Below are 18224 nucleotides of genomic sequence, written 5' to 3' on the forward strand. Positions count from 1 at the left end.
TTGTTTCCACCTCATTATAATTTTTTTGTACTTTCTCTGATTATTAAAGTAGGTTCAAATATTACACTTTCTGAAGTCTTATTTTCTATTTTGTTAATAAGTAGTTCTGTTGCTTTTCTCCCCATTTCGTATGTATCTTGTCGAACAGTAGTTAATTTGGGGATTAATGCGGTTACTAATGGAATATCATCAAAACCAACGATGGATAGTTGATCAGGTATTTGAATTCCTAATTCATGTGCAGCTTGGTAAATACCACAGGCCATTAAGTCGTTACTGGCAAATATAGCGGTTACCATATTATCCTGTAGAAACTTTTTAGCTACTCGATAAGCGGTATCCATTTGAAAGTCACCAACCAAGATGGAGGAGGTAGGAAGTTCTACAGTAGCTTCCTTTAGTGCTCGTTGAAACCCAGAAAGTCTTTGTTTGGAATTTTGAATTTCACTTGGTCCCGTCATACAGGCAATTTGAAAGTGACCTAAATCTGTCAGGTGTTTCCCTGCTAGATAACCACCTTTTTCATTGTCTAAAAAGACACCTGAATAGTCGGTTCCATCTTCTCCACGGTCAAATAGTACATAAGGAATTTTGCCGTTTTGTAACTGATTTTTACTAGTCTTTGATAAACGATCCTTACTAGAAAGTAATATGCCATCTACTTGTTGCTCTTTTAACAAACGTATATAATTTTCTTCTTTCCCGGATTGATCGTCTGAATTACAAATAATGAGACTATATTGCCTATTGTTTGCTTCATCTTCTACACCCCTACAAAGTTCAGGAAAGTAGGGATTAGTAATATTTGGGACTATTAATCCGAGCATATTGGAGCGTTTTGTTACTAAACCGCGAGCTAACTTATTTGGTTGGTAATTTAGCTCTTCCATTACTCTCAGGACTTTCTCCCGCGTTTTTTGGGTCATTCCATCTTCCTTATTGTTTAATACTCGTGAAACTGTTGTGATCGAAACACCTGCCTCCCTAGCTATATCCTTGATTGTTAACTTTTCCATCTATAATCACCTGTTCCTACTTGTTAGGAAAACGTTTTACGAAAACGTTTTCTCTAATTGTTATTCAGAATATTGCAAACGGTTTCTTTTGTCAATATGTTTTTTGGAATATTGTGAATTAAAAGGGGGAGAAATGAGCCAGTAAATCATAGCCCGTACTAAAACGAGCAGTCATTTGCAGCATATACAGAAATAAAACCGGACGAAGATCAGGAAATCTTCATCCGGTTTTATTTTTGCTAGAGGACATTATAAAATTTATAGTGGCTTGGGATTAAGCTTTTAGTCATGTATACTATTTCGAAATGCATACAGCGCTTCCTCTGTTGCATTATTAGGAATGGAGCAGTTAGGCGCTAAAATAAATGGTGTGTTTTGCATTAAGATTAATGCGCTTTTTGCTTGCTCTTTTATTTCTTCTACATTATTTTCTGCAAATAATTGTTGATTTAATCCACAAACTTTAACTTTGTTAAATGGCGTGGATAAATCAGGATTCCCTTGGGCATTGGTATCCCAACTTAACCCCTGAATTGGATATTGGAGAAATCTATTTGGTTGTGAGTGCGCTCCGCAAGTATGGAGAATTGTTTTCTTTGTTTCATGTGCTTCCAAAACAATTAGGTCATATTGTTGTGAAAGTTCGTGAAAGGAAAAGTCATCTAATATAGCTGGATGGGCAGTTCCCATTGTAGAATAGAAAATTCCATCAACACCCGCTCGTCCGAGTGCCATAACATAGTCTGCAAGGGACAAGGAAATTGCTCGTAATGCATGATGTAGACCTTTTCCGTTTAATAACTCTTTTACCGGAAGCGGATTTGTACTTCCATATAAGGAACCATTGGCAAAAGGCAGGTGCCCAGCCAAAAAGAATAGGACGGAAAGGGGAGAGAAAACGGTCTGCACGATTGGGCGCTCCGGCTCGAGCTCTTTTATTCGACGAATTGCCTCTACCTGTTCAGCTAATGGACTAGCAGAACTATTCCGCTCATCAATTTTCCACAGATCTTCTATGGACTGAATGGTTGGTTTTATCATCTTTGGTACAATTGCTTGGTAATCATTATAATCATATTCGTTTTCCCAAACTTCACTATAATAAGTTGCTCGAGGAGTGAATTTGACGATGTCCCAATCGAATTTATTCGTAAAATCGACTTGTGCTTTAGCCGACAATAAAGGTTGGTTTTCCACTTCGATGAAATGCCGCCAACCAATAACGATTGGTCGATCGGCTCGTTCCCCTGAAAGAATTGCATTAAATCGGTCTTTTTTAGTCCAGTGTCCCATGCAATGCCTCCTAAATATAAAACGTATAATCCTCCGGTAATACACGCTTCAAGAATTTCTTTGTTCGCTCTTCTTTAGGGCTCACAAATATTTCATGAGGAGTTCCTTCTTCTACGACAACCCCACCGTTCATGAAGATAACACGTTTTGCCACGTCTTTTGCAAAGGACATTTCGTGCGTGACGACAAGCATAGTAGTACCCTCATTTGCAATATTCTTCATTACGGTTAGTACTTCACCTACTAATTCTGGATCGAGAGCTGAGGTCGGTTCGTCGAATAAGATAATATCTGGATTCAGTGCTACTGCACGAGCGATTCCAACACGTTGTTGTTGTCCACCGGATAGCTGACTAGGGTAAGAATCATATTTATCGGATAATCCTACTTTATCTAGTGCTTTTTTTCCAATTTCATTTGCTTCTGCTTTTGGTACTTTACGCCCGATAATCAAGCCTTCTGTTACATTTTCTAGAGCCGTTTTATTGTTGAACAAGTTATAACTTTGAAATACGAAAGCCGTTTTTTGACGGATAGCATGAATGTCTTTTTTGGAAGCATTATGTAAATCTACTTTTAGTTCGCCAAAAGTTGCTTTTCCGCTATCCGCTTTTTCTAAAAAATTTATACAGCGTAGTAAAGTAGTTTTACCGGAACCACTTGGACCAAGAATGACTACTACATCGCCTTTATCTATTGTTAAGTCGACGCCTTTTAATATTTCATTTTTCCCAAACGACTTATGAATATCTTTAATTTCTAACATGGTCAAACCTCCTCATTAGCTACTTGCATATTGGTATTTTCGTAGTCGCTTTTCATACAATTTAAATCCATACTCTACTAAGCTGCACAAGATAATATAAACAAGGAAGATATCAAGATACGCTTCCACGTAGTTATAACCGACATTTGCTGCAACTTTCGCTTTTAAGGTAATTTCTTGTAATGACATGGCGTAGCCTAGAGACGTTGCTTTTATCAAGTTCACCGTTGCTGTACAAATATTAGGTAATGCTACTACTAATGCTTGCGGAATTATAATGCGTCGATAAGCTTGAAAATTAGTTAAACCCACAGATTGCGCTGCTTCTAATTGACCTTTATTTACTGTACTTAGCGCAGATCGAAATACTTCGATTAAAATGGCTGTAGTACTAAAAGAAAAGACGATAAAGGCATACCAGATTGGATTAATCTCGTATATTTTGAAATTCCAATTATATTTTTCGGTCATAGCAGTTAAGATTAACGGAACACTTGCATAAACGATGAAAATTTGGATAATGATCGGTGTACCTCTGACAAAAGAAACATACACTTGTGAAAATCTATTTAATATTGGTATTTGGTTGATCCTCGTTAGTGCCAATAAGAATCCTAACGGCAATGCGACAAGCAAAGCTACAGCAGTGACGAAAAGAGTGATTGGTACACCGGATAATGCAACAAAAAATGTATCCACTAAAAATTGGAAATTTAAACCTTCCGACATTCTTTACACTCCTCAAGACGTTTTAATCGTTTGCTTACCTTTACTGAACATTTTTTCTAGCATTTTAAAAGCTTTCTCAATCAGGATAGACAAGATCCAATAAATGATCGCTAATGCAATAAATATTTCTAGGGCATGTGTATTATAATTTGTTGCAATAATTAAATTTGCTTTCCCGACGACATCGATTAATCCAATGGTGTATGCTAATGAGCCTTCTTGGAGTAATGCAATCATGCCATTTCCAAAGTTAGGAAGTGCTACAACAAGGGCTTGTGGGAAAATAATACGTCGATATGCTTGAAAAGGGCTTAAGCCAACACTAACTGCGGCTTCATATTGACCTTTTTCAATGGATTCATAAGCGGAGCGAATAACTTCCGACATGATGGCAGCAAATTGCAAAGTAAAGGTGATGATGACGAATATGGCTGTATCGATATCATGTAAATAAAGACCAACATTATCGGCAAGTGCAGGAACACCATAATAGACCAAAAATAATAAGACGATGGAAGGCGTACATCTTAAAATCGTCGTATAGAAGTTTGCAAGCTTCTTTGCTAGTTGATTTTTTCCAAGTTTCATTGCAGCTAGTATTAATCCAAAAAATGTACCGAAAACAATGGAAAGCCCCGCAACGAAGAAGGTTACTTTTAAAAATGGGAGCAATGCCGGAAGTGAACTCCAGATGTAGGATGCATCAAAATACTTTTCCATATAAAAGATTTTTCCCCTTTCTAAAATGATGAAAGGCTACCGGCGTATCCGACGCGTAGGCAGCCTCTCTCGGCAATTTGCAGATTATCCCGCATTAACGGGCAGTAAGACTCCCGCTTCAAGATTTAAGAAAAGCGAAAAGATAAGTGGGAGATCAAATGCCCGTAAAAGCCCGAATGGTTCAACTAACAATCAGTGGGGGATGAAGAAATCCCCCACTGATTGAAGTTTCACTTTATCGATTTACACTATCTAAAACTTCAAATAGGTCACGGCCATAAAACTCTGTGCTGAGCTCATTTGTTTTCTTTTCTTCTTTTAATTGTTTAATAGCTTTGTCATATGCGTCTGCAAATTCTTGCTCTTTTTTGTTAAATAACGGCCATGTTTTTATTACTGCGAATTCATTGTAGACAACTTCATCTTTTAAATTGTAATATGGTCCATCTTCTGCCAGTACTTGCTTTTCAAATACGCCTTCAAGTGTGATACCACCATCTACACGCCCTTCGTTTACCCATTGGACTACGTCTACAGAGAAGGCATCGCCAGCTTGTAGTTTTACTGGATTTTCGGGATTTGCTTTATTGTACTCATCAATAATGGTATATTGTGCATTGTTTGCTGCAATAGGAGCAAGAGACAAGTCATTGGAAGCAAAATCTTCCAAAGTCTTGATATTCTCATTTTCTTTTTTCAAGACAAGACCTGTGCTACTTAACCCAAGGAATTCTTCTGGGAAGATGAATTTCGCTGTACGCTCTTCTGTCCAAAATGCATTTTTAACCCCAGCCTGATATTTACCTTGTTCAACTCCTATTAACAAATCATCGCTTGTCGTTCCTATATATTCAAATTCATACTCCGGTAATAACTCATCAACTAATTTCATTACTTCTACGTCATAGCCGGTTGCATTTCCTTTTTCGTCTGACCAAGAAATTGGTTTGGTAGCTTGGTCATATGCTATTTTTACTTTTCGAACATCATTATTTTCGCTAGAAGGGGAAGCTTCATCTGAACCGCATGCGGCTAAAATTGTTATAGAAGCTAAACCTACAGCAGCTAGTTGTAAATACCTTTTCATCGTGTATGTTCCTCCTGGTGTTTCATAAGACTTTTATTTTTATCTTCTTCTAATGCAGACTGCGCTAATTTTTTAATCGTCATATCGTCCATTGGCGGATTGTGTAGGCCTGCACGAACGTCTCGGTAATAGCGTTGCAATGGATTTGTTCGTTGTAAGCTTTTTGCGCCGACTAAGCGCATTGCTTTATCAACAATCGTAATAGCTGAATTCGTTACGACATGCTTGGCAACTGATACTTCATTTGCTAGTAAATCTCTGGAGGCTTCGTTGTCATAAGCAGAGGCAGCTCCGTAAATGACAAAACGTGCTTTCGTTAGCTCCAAGTCAATTTCACCAATTAGCTGTTGGACATTTGGTAGCTGTGCAATTGTTCCATTTAAACTATTGGGAGAATGCGTGTTAGCAAAATGAACAGCATAATCACGAGCAGCTTGAGCGACCCCTAAATAAGTAGCAGGAATATGGAGTAACCATCCGTTCACTTTACCACCGCTTACTAATTCAGGAAGTTCCACTAAGTCAGTTTGGTCGACCACGACATTTGTAAGTACTAAATCATTACTACTAGTGCCACGCATAGAAACAACATCCCATGTTTCTTCTATGGAAACTCCTTCTGTATCACGGTGAATAAGGAAAAACCCAACCTTTTCTTTTTCTGCTATCCATGCAGAAGTTAAAAAGTAAGTGAGTACAGGAGAAGCTGTCGTGAAAATTTTTCGCCCATTCAGTATCCAAGTGTCTCCATTTTTTACTGCTGACGTTCCTGGACGTCCACCACGTGTTGGGCTTCCTGTTTGCGCTTCACTAACAGATCGGTTTATCAGTGCACCATTCAAAACTTCTTTAGAAAAGAAATCCAATTTCTCTTTAGTCCAAAGCTTCTTCTCAAAAAGGTCACCGACTACACCTAAACTCCAGCCGACCGATAATGCAGTGTTTGCATCGTAGCTCGCTATTGTCTCTTGTAGAAGCACCATATCATAAACGGAAAGTCCCTCGCCTCCATATTCCTTAGGTAATGTAATACTCGTATAGCCAAGCTTCACTAAATCTTCTATATTTTCTTTCGGAAAAATAGAAAGCTCATCAATTTCAGCAGATTTACTTTTAAATTTTTCTTCTAATCCAGCTAAATGATGGAGCCATTCTTGCTGTTTTTCATTTTTGATAAATAAATTAGGCACAAATATTCGTCTCCTTCAAATCAATTAATAAAAGCATATAGGAATGCTTGGAATTGTAGGTAAATAAAAAATTTTGAAGCCAGTTATTGAAATTATCTTACTACTCTAACTAGTTGAAGTCAATAATAAATCCTACTAAATTAATATGGTTTAATTAAAAAAGTTTTTTCATAGAAAAATAGGGTATGCAAGTAATGGAGGGCATAAATGATGAAGGAGGAACTAGTTTGGATAATAAAGTGAATGGAAACAGCAAAAATGAACAGTTAGAACAGTTTCGTGCGGATGATCAAAACAAAGCGATGACTACGAACCAGGGACTAAAAGTTTCAGAGGATGAATTCTCTTTAAAAATCGGTGAACGAGGACCTACTCTTTTAGAAGATTTCCATTTCCGTGAGAAAATGACCCATTTTGATCATGAACGAATTCCTGAACGGGTAGTACATGCACGAGGATATGGTGCTCATGGAGAATTTGAATTATATGAATCGATGCATGCCTATACAAAAGCGAAATTTTTGCAAACGCCGGGAACGAAAACACCAGTTTTTGTAAGGTTTTCAACAGTTGCAGGTTCCCGTGGATCTGGTGAACTAGCACGAGACGCTCGTGGATTTGCAACAAAGTTTTACACAGAAGAAGGCAATTACGATTTAGTAGGAAATAATATTCCAGTTTTTTTTATTCAAGATGCCATTAAGTTTCCAGATTTAATTCATGCGGTTAAGCCAGAGCCACATAATGAAATTCCACAAGCGGCAACCGCACATGATACATTTTGGGACTTCGTAGCTAACAATCAGGAAACCGCTCATATGGTCATGTGGACAATGTCTGATCGTGCAATTCCTAGAAGTTTTCGGATGATGGAAGGATTCGGTGTACATACATTCCGTTTCGTTAACGATCAAGGGACATCTCATTTTGTAAAGTTCCATTGGAAGCCGGTTTTAGGAGTGCACTCAGTCGTGTGGGATGAGGCGCAAAAATTGAATGGTAAAAATCCAGATTTCCATAGACAGGATTTATACGATGCAATAGACAGTGGAAATTATCCGGAATTTGAATTAGGTGTGCAAATAATCGAAGAAAAAGATGAATTCCAATTTGATTTCGATATTTTAGATCCAACGAAGTTATGGCCAGAAGAAGATGTGCCGGTAAATATTATTGGTAAAATGACTTTGAATCGTAATGTAGATAATGTTTTTGCGGAAACGGAGCAAGTGGCATTTCATCCTGGAAATGTAGTGCCTGGTATTGATTTTACTAATGATCCGCTTTTACAAGGAAGATTATTCTCGTATACAGATACACAATTGATCCGACTTGGAGGTCCGAACTTCCATGAGCTACCGATTAACCGACCCGTTTGTCCTTTTCACAATAATCAGCGTGATGGATATGGCAGACAAACGATAAATGTTGGACAGGTCAGCTATCATAATAACTCACTTGCAGGTAATACACCGACTCCGGTTAGCAAGGAAGACGGGGGTTACACACATTATCAGGAAAAAGTCGATGGTCATAAAGTTCGTGCTCGAAGCGAAAGCTTTAAGGATCATTTCTCCCAAGCAACGATGTTTTGGAACAGTATGAGTGAACCGGAAAAGCTTCACATTGTAAATGCATTTAGTTTCGAGCTTGGCATGTGTAAAGAAAAGACTGTTCGCGAGCAAGTTGTAGAGATGCTTGTAAATGTGGATGTAGACTTGGCATCTCAAGTTGCCAAAAATTTGGGACTGACTGTACAGACGACTAATGCACTGACTAACAATAGCAAAACTTCTCCAGCCTTAAGTCAATCCAATTCGGCAAAAAAACCAGATACAAGAAAAATTGCTGTATTAGTTTCAGAAGGGTTTGATGAGCAATTGCCTTCGATTTTAGATAACTTAAAAGCGAATGGGACTCTGATTGAAACAGTCAGTGACCATCAGGGGACGATTCAAGGAGCAGATGGATCTTCACTGGAGGCAAATCATACTTTTGCTACTGCAGATTCCGTATTATTTGATGCAGTGTTTGTCGCAAGTCCACAAGGTATAACACCGGCATACCAAAAAGAAGCCGCATACTTTGTGAAGGAAGCATATGCTCATTTCAAACCGATTGCTGCCTCGTTTCATGGAGACCAACTGCTCGATGAGCTCGGTTTAAAAGGTCAGGCTGGTGTAATTACTGGAGAACAGGAAAATAACTTTGTAGAAAGTTTTATCCAAGCGATTGCTGAGCATCGTTTTTGGAAACGAGCTGTATAGAAAACTTTAAAGGCATGCCCCTAAACTAGGGACATGCCTTTTATTTTGTTTTGGAAATCCTTGGCCATATAAAGTAGGAAATGGAAATGACAAAGTCAATGCCCAGAACTAGACCCCAAAGTTTCAATGTACCCCACAATACTTCTGATCTGGAAGGGTCATCAATGAAATAAATTAAAAGGAGAAGCAGCCCACCGCCAATGATAAATGCAAGTAGATGTTGAAAGGTTCCTTTTAAAGAATGTCGCGCATAATCCATCCCTGTTTTGCGTGCTGGTTTTGTGCCTTCCTTTTGTACATAGTACCGAAAGTTTTCATCTGCCCAGCGAATCATACTTTTACCGAAGGCGATTGAAGAACCAAGATATACAGCTGCAATCGCATGTGCTAAGGTTGCGGTCGCTCCGTTATATAAATCGATAGATGTAATGGCAAGTAAAATTAGATCAATGACTGGTGTTAACGCAAGAAAGAATAATCCGAGACGTTCTTTTTTAAAAATGTATCTAGTCACGAGACCTAGTAAAATAACAACCCAAAATCCTACTTCACAAGCGATAATTGTCCATGCAATAAAATTCAATACAACACCTCTTTTGGAAAGATTCTACTGTCATTATAAATTAAAATGAATAATTTGCGTTGACTATTTAAAATTTATTGCATATACTAAACAAAATAATTTATAAAGCATAAACAAGCGAAGAAAAGGACATGAATCATTTTCATTTTCTTATTAGAGAAAAGGGTCATAGGCTGGGAGCCCTTCAAGAAAAACGAATGATTTACCACCTTGGAGCTATTGTGGGGAAAGTGAACTTTGCGATTATCCACATTCGGGAAAACCGTTATCTTGTATGAGCGCAATGCAATTCTTTGTGTTGCAAAATTAGGGTGGAACCACGACCACACTCGTCCCTTTACCAGGGATGGGTGTGGTCTTTTTGTATCCAAAATTAAATAGTAAAGCTGTGAAAAGGACATGAATTATTCGGTATATTCTTATCAGAGAAAAGGGTCATTGGCTGGGAGCCCTTAAAGAAAAATGAATGATTTACCACCTTGGAGCTATTAAGGGGAAAGCAATATTTGCAATTAACCTTAATCGGGAGAACCGTTATCTTTTTATGAGCGTAGTACAAATTTTGTGCTACAAAATTAGGGTGGAACCACGACCACACTCGTCCCTTACCAGGGATGGGTGTGGTCTTTTTTATTTTTTTTGGAGAGGAAGAAAAGCCTAGCTGAATAAAATGGATGCCAGATATTTTTACTGGAATCTATCGAGCAAGCTTTAAAAAATCTAGGCACATATACCTCGAGGCAAATTTGATTTTTAACTTATAGGAGGAATTTACATGTCAATTAAAGCAGAAGAAAGAGTAAGCCATCAAAAGTTAGGTCAACAATTAGAGTTATTTATGTCCAGTGAAGAAGCACCAGGAATGCCGCTTTATTTACCAAAAGGTATGGTGTTAAGAAATGAACTGGAGAACCTTTGGAAAGTAAAGCATCAAAGAGCGGGTTACCAGGAGATTAAAACACCTATTATGATGAAGCAAGAGCTTTGGGAGCAGTCAGGTCACTGGGATCATTATCATGAAAATATGTATTTTGCTAATGTGGATGATCAAAGATATGCTATAAAACCGATGAGTTGTCCGGGGGCAGTACTTATCTTCAACAGCAAAAAGAGAAGTTATAGAGAGCTTCCGATTCGTTACGCTGAGCTCGGATTAGTTCACCGTCATGAGTTATCCGGATCGTTAAATGGACTTTTACGAGTTCGGGCATTCACACAAGATGATGCGCATCTTTTTGTGCGAGAAGATCAGATTGAAAGTGAAATCGATAAAGTACTCGACTTAGTGGATGAATTTTACTCTGAGTTTGGCTTTAGTTATAAAATAGAACTTTCTACTCGACCGGAAGATTTTATGGGATCTGAGGAGGCGTGGGACCAAGCGGAACATGCACTTGAATCTGTGCTAAAGAATAAGGGGCTAGATTATCAAGTAAATGAAGGAGACGGGGCATTTTACGGTCCGAAAATCGATTTTCATATTTTAGACTCTCTTGGCCGTAGCTGGCAATGTGGAACAGTACAACTTGATTTTCAAATGCCAGAAAAGTTTGAATGTCAGTATATAGATGAAAACAATCAGCTCAGACAACCAATTATGATTCACCGAGCGATTTATGGTTCCATCGAGCGCTTTATGGCAATTCTTCTGGAGCATTTTCAAGGAAGTTTCCCACTTTGGTTAGCTCCTGTTCAAGTGAAGATTATACCGATAGCAGACGCACATGTTTCCTATGCAGAAAAGGTGAAGCAACAACTTGAACAAGAAGGCTATCGTGTGGAAGTCGATGATCGTGTAGAGAAAATTGGATTGAAAATTCGAGAAGCAGCATTACAAAAGCATCCGTATATGCTCATTGTAGGAGATTTAGAAATGGAGCATGGCAAGCTTTCCGTGAGAAAACATAAAGTTGGAGTTATTGGTGAAATGGGCATGGATGAATTGCTGGGGCATTTAAAAAGCGAGCGCTAAATTTAAAAAGGAATCTTCTCCTACAAAGGATTTTCGCATATTCTTCACGAATAATCTTTGTAGGAGGGGATTCTATGAAAACTTTTAATAATTTTCCGCGTTTAGAAACAGAGCGTTTTCTATTGCGACCAATAGAAGTGGACGATGCTGATGAAGTATTCCATTACTTTTCACAAGATGAAGTGACAAAGTATTACGATTTGGACACGTTTACGAGTAAGAGTGAAGCCATTCAATTAATTGAAAACTGGCAAAAACGCTTTGAAGTTAATGAGGGCATTCGCTGGGGAATTGCGACAAAGGATAACAATAAAATAATCGGTAGCTGTGGTTATCATAGTTGGGAAAAAGAGCATTTCAAAGCAGAAGTAGGATTTGAAGTGACACCAGCATATTGGCAAAAAGGAGTTATGACGGAAGTATTAAAGCATGTATTGGAATACGGCTTTGAGAAAATGGGACTCTTCCGCATTGAAGCCCTTTATGACCCGGAAAATACAGCTTCCAAAAAGACGCTTGAAAAAGCTGGATTTATATACGAAGGTGTATTACGAAAGTCATCCTTTGAAAAAGGACGTTTTTGTGACGCAGCTATATGTTCCATATTAAAAGAAGAATATAGATGAACAAAGTTTTCTGTAAAAAAGGAGTAAGAAATGGAGATCAAACTATTAACACCAACTGATGCAAGTGCATACTGGGATTTAAGGCTAGAAGCATTACAGCAAAGCCCGGAAGCATTTGCAACAAGCTACGAGGAAGCTATAAAAAGAGCCAATCCTATCGAACAAGTAGAAAAAAATCTTCAAACAGTCGGAAACTACACGTTCGGAGCATTCCATCAAAACAAGCTTGTTGGAATGGTTACATTGACTCAGGAAAGCTATCTTAAAATGAAGCATCGTGCAAATATTTTTGCCATGTATGTAAGCCCACAGGCTCGTGGACTAGGAGCTGGTAAAGCATTGCTTATAGAAGCGGTTAATAAAGCTAAATCAATAGAAGAAATCGAACAGATAAATTTGTCTGTCGTATCAACAAATGAGAAAGCAAAGAACTTATATAGCCAATTAGGATTTAAAGTTTTTGGTGTAGAGGAAAAAGCATTAAAAGTGGCCAATACATATTACGATGAAAACCATATGGCACTTAGGTTGAAATAGAAGGGTTTATATGAAAAATGTCGAAGTAGTTATCGAATTATTCAAAGGAGGTAGAGGGTTATAGGAACAGAAAAGTTAGTGGATAGCTCAAATATGAGCGAAAAGCACGCGATTTACCATTCTCCTATTCGGTCTATATTCGATAAATTTTCTCGTGCAAAAGATGCTTCATTAGTTTATGGAGAACCTATTGAACTTGAAAATAAACGAGTGCTCCCCGTTGCAAAAGTAAATTATTATGTTGGGGGTGGCGGTGGTTATTCAGATGCGAATGAAAAAACCTCTGCTGCCCAAGGTGAAGGTGGAGGGGGCCATTTTGCAATTAAACCAGTAGGTGTCTTTGAAATCACATCTGAAAAAGTGAAGTTTAAACCGGTTATTAATATTTATTTCATTTTAACGGTTTTTAGTATGGTTACGCTTGGACTTGGTTTTTTATTGAAGAGATCTCGAAAATAAATAATAGATAGAAAATCCGCTGAAGAACTGAGACTTAGCGGATTTTCTTTTTGATTTTGTACGTACTATAGGGAAAGTGCGTCGTAGTCTTTGTCGTCTCTCTCCAAGTAAAGAGTTGTTATGAGAATTAGTTGCTTTCATCGGCAATTTAGTTGCTCTCGTGCTTATTTTGATTGCTTTCGTTATTGAATTAGTTGCTTTAGAACATTGGTTTGTTGCTCTAAGACGTTTATTGGATACAAGCAATCAGAAATGCTATATAAAGTTTTATCTTTAGTGAGTCCATTCTGAATATGTAAGCAATGATGCTATAAGCAGCGAGTCTAGTATAGGCCCGCAGTGGTGTTCCCTTACTGCTCTAAGTCTTCTTCCCAAACATAAGAGCAATATTGACATGATATGTCGCGACGTGATACAGTAGCGGTACGACATAGTGAATAACTAGAGCGAGTGTGATCTGATTGAAAATCGATAAAGTGATTAAATCCTATATTCCAATGACAGAGACGGCATTTTATATTTTATTGTCGCTGACCACGCCCCGACATGGCTATGGAATTATTAAGCATGTGGAAGAGTTAACGGGCGGACGAATTATCCTTGGATCCGGAACCATTTATGGAACTTTGAAGAAAATGCAACGAGATGAGATTGTTACCGTGTATGCAGATGAAAGCAGAAAAATAATTTACGAAGTTTCGCCTATTGGGAAAGAACTAATGAGGAACGAAATAAGCAGATTGAAAGAGTTACACGCGAATGCTTTAAAGTTTGAGGAGGGATTCTATGATTAAAAAATGGAGGCCTTTTTGGAGTTATGATTTGGAAAAGACGGAAAGCTTTTTATCCTCATATGCATTAGAAGGAAAAAAACTAGTCGGTGTCAATTTACTTTCACGTAAGTTTTTATTTGAAGAAGCAGAAAAGGAAGAAGTAGAATACCAAATCATATATGATGCTTCCAAAAGCAAATTGGCAGGAAGGCTTGAAGGTGCCGGATGGGAAAACTCCGTGACCCAGAAGAAATGGAAATTCGTTAAAAATAGTAATCAGGCAATTCATATGTACCCATCTCGTGAAGGAGTCTTGAAAAGGAATAGAATTCATTCTCTCGTGTTGTCATGTATTGCTATATTGTATGGAATTCAGCTGACATCATTTATTGTAGCGATGTTGTCCCTGTTATTCTTTCCGGAAGAATCTACCTTTGTGCCGAGTCCATTATGGTCTATTACTATTCTTTATTTTTTACAAGTAATCGCAGTGATTGTTCTGACGATATATATGACCCAAAAATTACGAGCATTCAATGTTAAGTTTTTTAGGGCATCTATTGACACATTACCGTCTGTTGGGAATACATTTTCTAAATGGAGATTTGGCTGGATGCATGCACCAGATCTACTGGAAAACTGGCTTTCAGACATGGCGATGCAAGGAAATCGCCTCGTCCGTGTAAGTAAATTAGGATCAGAATTTGTTTTTCAGAAGAGTACTCCGAAACTTGTATCTTACGTCTATGACTATCAATTAAAAGCTTCTCCGAATTACTATGATATTCATAAAAATGCAGGATGGAAGTTAGTATTCACTTCTTCCTCTTGGTTTGCTAAGTATTCTATATGGCAAAAAGAGTATGAAATCGGTGAGGAGCAACCACGCTTTACATATGATTCTGCGGAGAAAAAAAGACAAGTTCGCAAAGTAATGTTAGTGAATGCTAGTTTTGTTGGATATCTATTAGTGATTCTATCTTATGCTTGGTGGATTAATCTTTCGAATTTCTATGTAAATGAAAGAAGTACCGTGGATCAAGTTTTTTTAGGAATGTTATTGCTTAGTTCACTTATACCGATTTCCATTATCTTCAAAATCGTTAAGTATGCATTGCGTGTAAGGAATATTTGAATAGAAGAAAATCCGCTCTAGGACTGCTCCTTAGCGGATTTTCTTTGTTTTAATACTCGTATACAAGTCAATAAAGTAAGCGCAGTTATAGCACCAGCAGTATCCAGTGTTACATCTTGAGCAGAAGCTGTGCGTCCACTTGTAAATGATTGATGGATTTCATCCGCTACTGCAAAAAGCATAGTGAGAACAACAGCTGTAATTGTTCGATATTTAAATTTAGGCAAAGCAGCGTAGATGGCAAGGGAGATTATTCCAAAATAAAAGAAATGTGTCCCTTTTCGAATCAAAAACTCGACGAATGCATAGTATCCCCGTTCTTCAATAGAAACTAGAATGCCCCAGTAAGGAATTTGAAAATAGGAAAGGAAAGATTCCAGCGGCTTATTCGGGAGCCACTTTTCAAGCACTGGTATAAGAGATTGCTGTTCGGCTGTTTGGCCAGACGAAATAAAAACAATGACGAGTAAAAAGAGTAAAGGAATAATTTTTTTCATAAGAAGACAGTAACATAAAAACAGAAAGTTTTCATATGTCTGTTTAAATAAGCTATAGTGGTAATAGAAAAGTAAAAACTGGAGGTATGAAACTATATGTCTAAACTTACGCCATTTTTAATGTTCGAAGGACGAGCAGAAGAAGCTATTAATTTTTACACATCTATCTTTAAAGAATCGGAGATCATTCGTTTAGCTCGTTACGGAGCGGAAGGACCAGGGAAAGAAGGGGAAGTATCGCAAGCGGTATTTTCCATTAATGGACAAGAATTTCTATGTCATGATAGCTCCATCCAACATGCATTCACTTTTACACCATCGATTTCAATGTTCGTGGAATGTGATTCTGAAGGGGAACTTGATGAAGCATATGCACAGCTTTTGGAAGGTGGACAAGCTTTAATGCCTATTAACAATTACGGCTTCAGCAAAAAGTTCGGCTGGGTGCAAGATAAGTTTGGAGTTTCATGGCAATTAAATCTAGCTAATTAAAGTATCTAAAAGACAACCCGAGGAGCAACTAAATTGCTCTTCGGGTTGTCTTTTACTTGATCGGTATCCAGATTTCAGAATAGTAATCATCTTTAGAAGCATTCCCACTAGAATACACTTCTAACTCAGGAGTTCCCGCTGGAACATACGGATTTGAAGGGAACCATTCGGAATAAATTAGTTTCCATGTATCTTGCATGGCTTGTGGCATTGCACCATGTACTTCAAAAATAACCCATTTCGAAGCTGGGACTTCTAGTGAAGATAGGTTTTCCGGAACATCTCCAACATGCGCAGAAGCGATCCAGTAGTCCATTAAGCCACTATCTTTCTGGCTTTCATCTACCACACAAACGCCTAATACACCTTCAACTTCTCCATTGTTTAATTGGAATAGCAAATCATCTGTACCATTCGCATTCACTTCATCCCAAAATAGTGGGATGTTTTTCAAATTTTCACCTGTTTTACAATTGTACGTTCTTTTTATCCCCACTACTTGAAAACTTTCTTTCTCTACAATTTTATAGTTCATTGGTTCGGCTCCTTTCAAATTCACCTGTATTACTAGGCGGTTGTACGATTGTAGTTTACCTAGATTCTTTCGTGCATCACTGGGCGTCACGCCATGTTGCTTGCGAAATGCCTTCGTAAAAGATTCAGGCGTGTCATAGCCATACTTGTAGGAAAGGTCGATTATCTTGATATCGCTATTTATTAATTCCTGCGCTGCTAATGTCAATCTTCTACGACGAATATAATCGGCGATGGACATATCTGTTAATATGGAAAACGTTCGTTGGAAATGAAATACCGACGAATTTGCCACTTTTGCGATTTGATCCATCGTCAACTCATCCAGTAGGTTTGCTTCTATATAATTAATTGTTTTTTGAATCGACTCAACCCATCCTATGACCCTCACCCCTTATACATCATAAACTTTAACTATTACTGAATCCTGTCATTATCTGCTCACTTTGGACTGTTTTTTATTCGGTTAAAAGAAGTTCCACAATTACTTTCGGGCGAACATCTAATGAAGAAAGATCATCCATATTAATCCATACAGGTTCATAGCTCCCTCGTTGAACGGAAGTATGAAAGTATTCTTCTCCTGTCCCAGTTCCGAATTTGCCACCGATAATATCAGCAAAGAAAAAATGTTGTCTTCCGTTATACTCTAATACTTTTAAAGGACGCTGAATTCGTACATGAACACCTAGTTCTTCATACGTTTCTCGAATTGCCGCTTGCTCTGGCGTTTCCCCATCCTCAATCCCTCCACCTGGAAAGACATAGTAGGTCTTATGGGGCTTCGTTCGTTTGATTAAGGCGATTCGACCGTTTTCAATGATGACAGTTGCTCCTCTGTTTCTTATATAAATACACCTTCCAATCTAATAATAGTAGACAGAACATTCTAACTCATACTAGTATGATTATATATCAAACTAAAGGATAAGAGTTAATATGGAGATAGTGGAAATCCAACAAAGACCTGAACTTTTTTTATGTAACCTTGGAAACGCAAAAGCGATCAAACAAGATATGAGTATTAGAATGATCAACGTATTATTTGTTTGTCTAGGGAACATTTGTCGCTCCCCTATGGCAGAAGCAGTTTTTAGAAATTTAGTAGAGAAAGAGAAATTAAGTGATCAAATTAAAGTAGACTCTGCAGCAACAAGTGCTTGGCATATAGGGGAACCACCTCACCGCGGAACAATTATGAAGCTTGCGGAATATAATATTTCTACGAAAGGAATGGCTGGAAGGCAGTTGCAAAAAGAGGACTTCGAGAAATTTGAGTATATTATTGGAATGGATCAGAGTAATGTGATCAATATTCGAGCAATACTTGGACAGCCAGATCATTCAAAAGTTATACGTTTCTTAGATTTAACTGAACATCGAAAAGACGTGCCGGATCCTTACTATACAGCTGATTTTCAAGAAACGTATGATCTGGTATTAGAAGGTTGCCAAGCATTATTAGATAAGATGAAAACAGAACACAAAGAGCTGTCTAAATGATGGCTCTTTTTCATTAATGAAAAAGAATAGAAAATAAGAGCGTCT

20 protein-coding genes and 2 other annotated features are annotated in these 18224 nt (G+C 37.9%); of the genes, 9 read left to right on the plus strand and 11 right to left on the minus strand.

Going from position 1 to position 18224, the window contains the following annotated elements:
- Positions 1–14 precede the first annotated feature (14 nt).
- From ACIQ38_RS12305 to ACIQ38_RS12335, 7 genes are all read right to left on the minus strand, one after another.
- Positions 15–1016: a LacI family DNA-binding transcriptional regulator gene (locus ACIQ38_RS12305; RefSeq protein ID WP_402823001.1), complete on the minus strand. Its 1002-nt coding sequence runs from the start codon at positions 1014–1016 to the stop codon at positions 15–17.
- Positions 1017–1298: 282 nt separating this feature from the next.
- Complete coding sequence (locus ACIQ38_RS12310) at positions 1299–2309, minus strand: uroporphyrinogen decarboxylase family protein (RefSeq protein WP_402823004.1); 1011 nt, start codon at positions 2307–2309, stop codon at positions 1299–1301.
- A 10-nt stretch (positions 2310–2319) separates the two neighbouring features.
- A complete protein-coding gene (locus tag ACIQ38_RS12315) occupies positions 2320–3075 on the minus strand; it encodes an amino acid ABC transporter ATP-binding protein (RefSeq protein ID WP_402823007.1) in 756 nt (251 codons plus the stop codon).
- A gap of 15 nt (positions 3076–3090) precedes the next feature.
- Positions 3091–3804: an amino acid ABC transporter permease gene (locus ACIQ38_RS12320; protein ID WP_402823009.1), complete on the minus strand. Its 714-nt coding sequence runs from the start codon at positions 3802–3804 to the stop codon at positions 3091–3093.
- 12 nt (positions 3805–3816) lie between these two features.
- The gene (locus ACIQ38_RS12325) at positions 3817–4524 is read right to left on the minus strand and encodes an amino acid ABC transporter permease (protein WP_402823012.1); all 708 of its coding nucleotides are present in this window, start codon (positions 4522–4524) and stop codon (positions 3817–3819) included.
- A gap of 235 nt (positions 4525–4759) precedes the next feature.
- Positions 4760–5611: a transporter substrate-binding domain-containing protein gene (locus ACIQ38_RS12330; RefSeq protein ID WP_402823015.1), complete on the minus strand. Its 852-nt coding sequence runs from the start codon at positions 5609–5611 to the stop codon at positions 4760–4762.
- A complete protein-coding gene (locus tag ACIQ38_RS12335) occupies positions 5608–6801 on the minus strand; it encodes an acyl-CoA dehydrogenase family protein (protein ID WP_402823018.1) in 1194 nt (397 codons plus the stop codon). The genes ACIQ38_RS12330 and ACIQ38_RS12335 overlap by 4 nt, the downstream gene beginning before the upstream one ends.
- A gap of 194 nt (positions 6802–6995) precedes the next feature.
- Here ACIQ38_RS12335 and ACIQ38_RS12340 point away from each other — a divergent pair, with 194 nt between their 5' ends.
- The gene (locus tag ACIQ38_RS12340) at positions 6996–9068 is read left to right on the plus strand and encodes a catalase (protein ID WP_402823020.1); all 2073 of its coding nucleotides are present in this window, start codon (positions 6996–6998) and stop codon (positions 9066–9068) included.
- A gap of 40 nt (positions 9069–9108) precedes the next feature.
- Here the strand turns inward: ACIQ38_RS12340 and ACIQ38_RS12345 are convergent, their stop codons facing one another.
- Positions 9109–9651: a hypothetical protein gene (locus tag ACIQ38_RS12345; protein WP_402823023.1), complete on the minus strand. Its 543-nt coding sequence runs from the start codon at positions 9649–9651 to the stop codon at positions 9109–9111.
- 111 nt (positions 9652–9762) lie between these two features.
- Positions 9763–9991, plus strand: a binding site (T-box leader).
- A gap of 39 nt (positions 9992–10030) precedes the next feature.
- Positions 10031–10260: a binding site (T-box leader), on the plus strand.
- 166 nt (positions 10261–10426) lie between these two features.
- On the opposite strand from ACIQ38_RS12345, the gene thrS reads away from it, so the two are divergent.
- The 6 genes from thrS (at position 10427) to ACIQ38_RS12375 (ending at position 15153) form a co-directional block, all read left to right on the plus strand.
- A complete protein-coding gene (gene thrS, locus ACIQ38_RS12350) occupies positions 10427–11623 on the plus strand; it encodes a threonine--tRNA ligase (protein WP_402823026.1) in 1197 nt (398 codons plus the stop codon).
- 74 nt (positions 11624–11697) lie between these two features.
- Positions 11698–12249, plus strand: coding sequence for a GNAT family N-acetyltransferase (locus ACIQ38_RS12355; protein ID WP_402823029.1), 552 nt, complete (start codon positions 11698–11700; stop codon positions 12247–12249).
- A 30-nt stretch (positions 12250–12279) separates the two neighbouring features.
- A complete protein-coding gene (locus tag ACIQ38_RS12360; protein WP_402823032.1) occupies positions 12280–12786 on the plus strand; it encodes a GNAT family N-acetyltransferase in 507 nt (168 codons plus the stop codon).
- A 93-nt stretch (positions 12787–12879) separates the two neighbouring features.
- Positions 12880–13245 (plus strand): GerW family sporulation protein, encoded by a 366-nt coding sequence (locus ACIQ38_RS12365; RefSeq protein WP_402823035.1) that lies wholly within the window; start codon positions 12880–12882, stop codon positions 13243–13245.
- Positions 13246–13706: 461 nt separating this feature from the next.
- Positions 13707–14039 (plus strand): PadR family transcriptional regulator, encoded by a 333-nt coding sequence (locus ACIQ38_RS12370; RefSeq protein WP_402823037.1) that lies wholly within the window; start codon positions 13707–13709, stop codon positions 14037–14039.
- The gene (locus tag ACIQ38_RS12375) at positions 14032–15153 is read left to right on the plus strand and encodes a DUF2812 domain-containing protein (protein WP_402823040.1); all 1122 of its coding nucleotides are present in this window, start codon (positions 14032–14034) and stop codon (positions 15151–15153) included. Before ACIQ38_RS12370 ends, ACIQ38_RS12375 begins: the two co-directional genes overlap by 8 nt.
- A 17-nt stretch (positions 15154–15170) precedes the next feature.
- On the opposite strand, the gene ACIQ38_RS12380 is transcribed toward ACIQ38_RS12375, so the two are convergent.
- Positions 15171–15650, minus strand: a complete 480-nt coding sequence (locus ACIQ38_RS12380) for a VanZ family protein (RefSeq protein WP_402823042.1) — start codon at positions 15648–15650, stop codon at positions 15171–15173.
- A gap of 96 nt (positions 15651–15746) precedes the next feature.
- Between ACIQ38_RS12380 and ACIQ38_RS12385 the strand changes: the two genes are divergently transcribed.
- Positions 15747–16142 carry a VOC family protein gene (locus ACIQ38_RS12385; RefSeq protein ID WP_402823045.1) on the plus strand — a complete coding sequence of 132 codons (396 nt, stop codon included), beginning with the start codon at positions 15747–15749 and terminating at the stop codon, positions 16140–16142.
- Between the two features lie 52 nt (positions 16143–16194).
- Here ACIQ38_RS12385 and ACIQ38_RS12390 read toward each other — a convergent pair whose 3' ends face one another.
- A complete protein-coding gene (locus ACIQ38_RS12390; protein ID WP_402823554.1) occupies positions 16195–17058 on the minus strand; it encodes an AraC family transcriptional regulator in 864 nt (287 codons plus the stop codon).
- 76 nt (positions 17059–17134) lie between these two features.
- Positions 17135–17524: an NUDIX hydrolase gene (locus ACIQ38_RS12395; RefSeq protein ID WP_402823555.1), complete on the minus strand. Its 390-nt coding sequence runs from the start codon at positions 17522–17524 to the stop codon at positions 17135–17137.
- A gap of 181 nt (positions 17525–17705) precedes the next feature.
- Here ACIQ38_RS12395 and ACIQ38_RS12400 point away from each other — a divergent pair, with 181 nt between their 5' ends.
- Positions 17706–18179, plus strand: a complete 474-nt coding sequence (locus ACIQ38_RS12400; protein WP_402823558.1) for a low molecular weight protein-tyrosine-phosphatase — start codon at positions 17706–17708, stop codon at positions 18177–18179.
- The last annotated feature ends 45 nt before the right edge of the window (positions 18180–18224 follow it).

Source organism: Psychrobacillus sp. NPDC096389 (assembly GCF_044762855.1).
Lineage (GTDB): Bacteria > Bacillota > Bacilli > Bacillales_A > Planococcaceae > Psychrobacillus.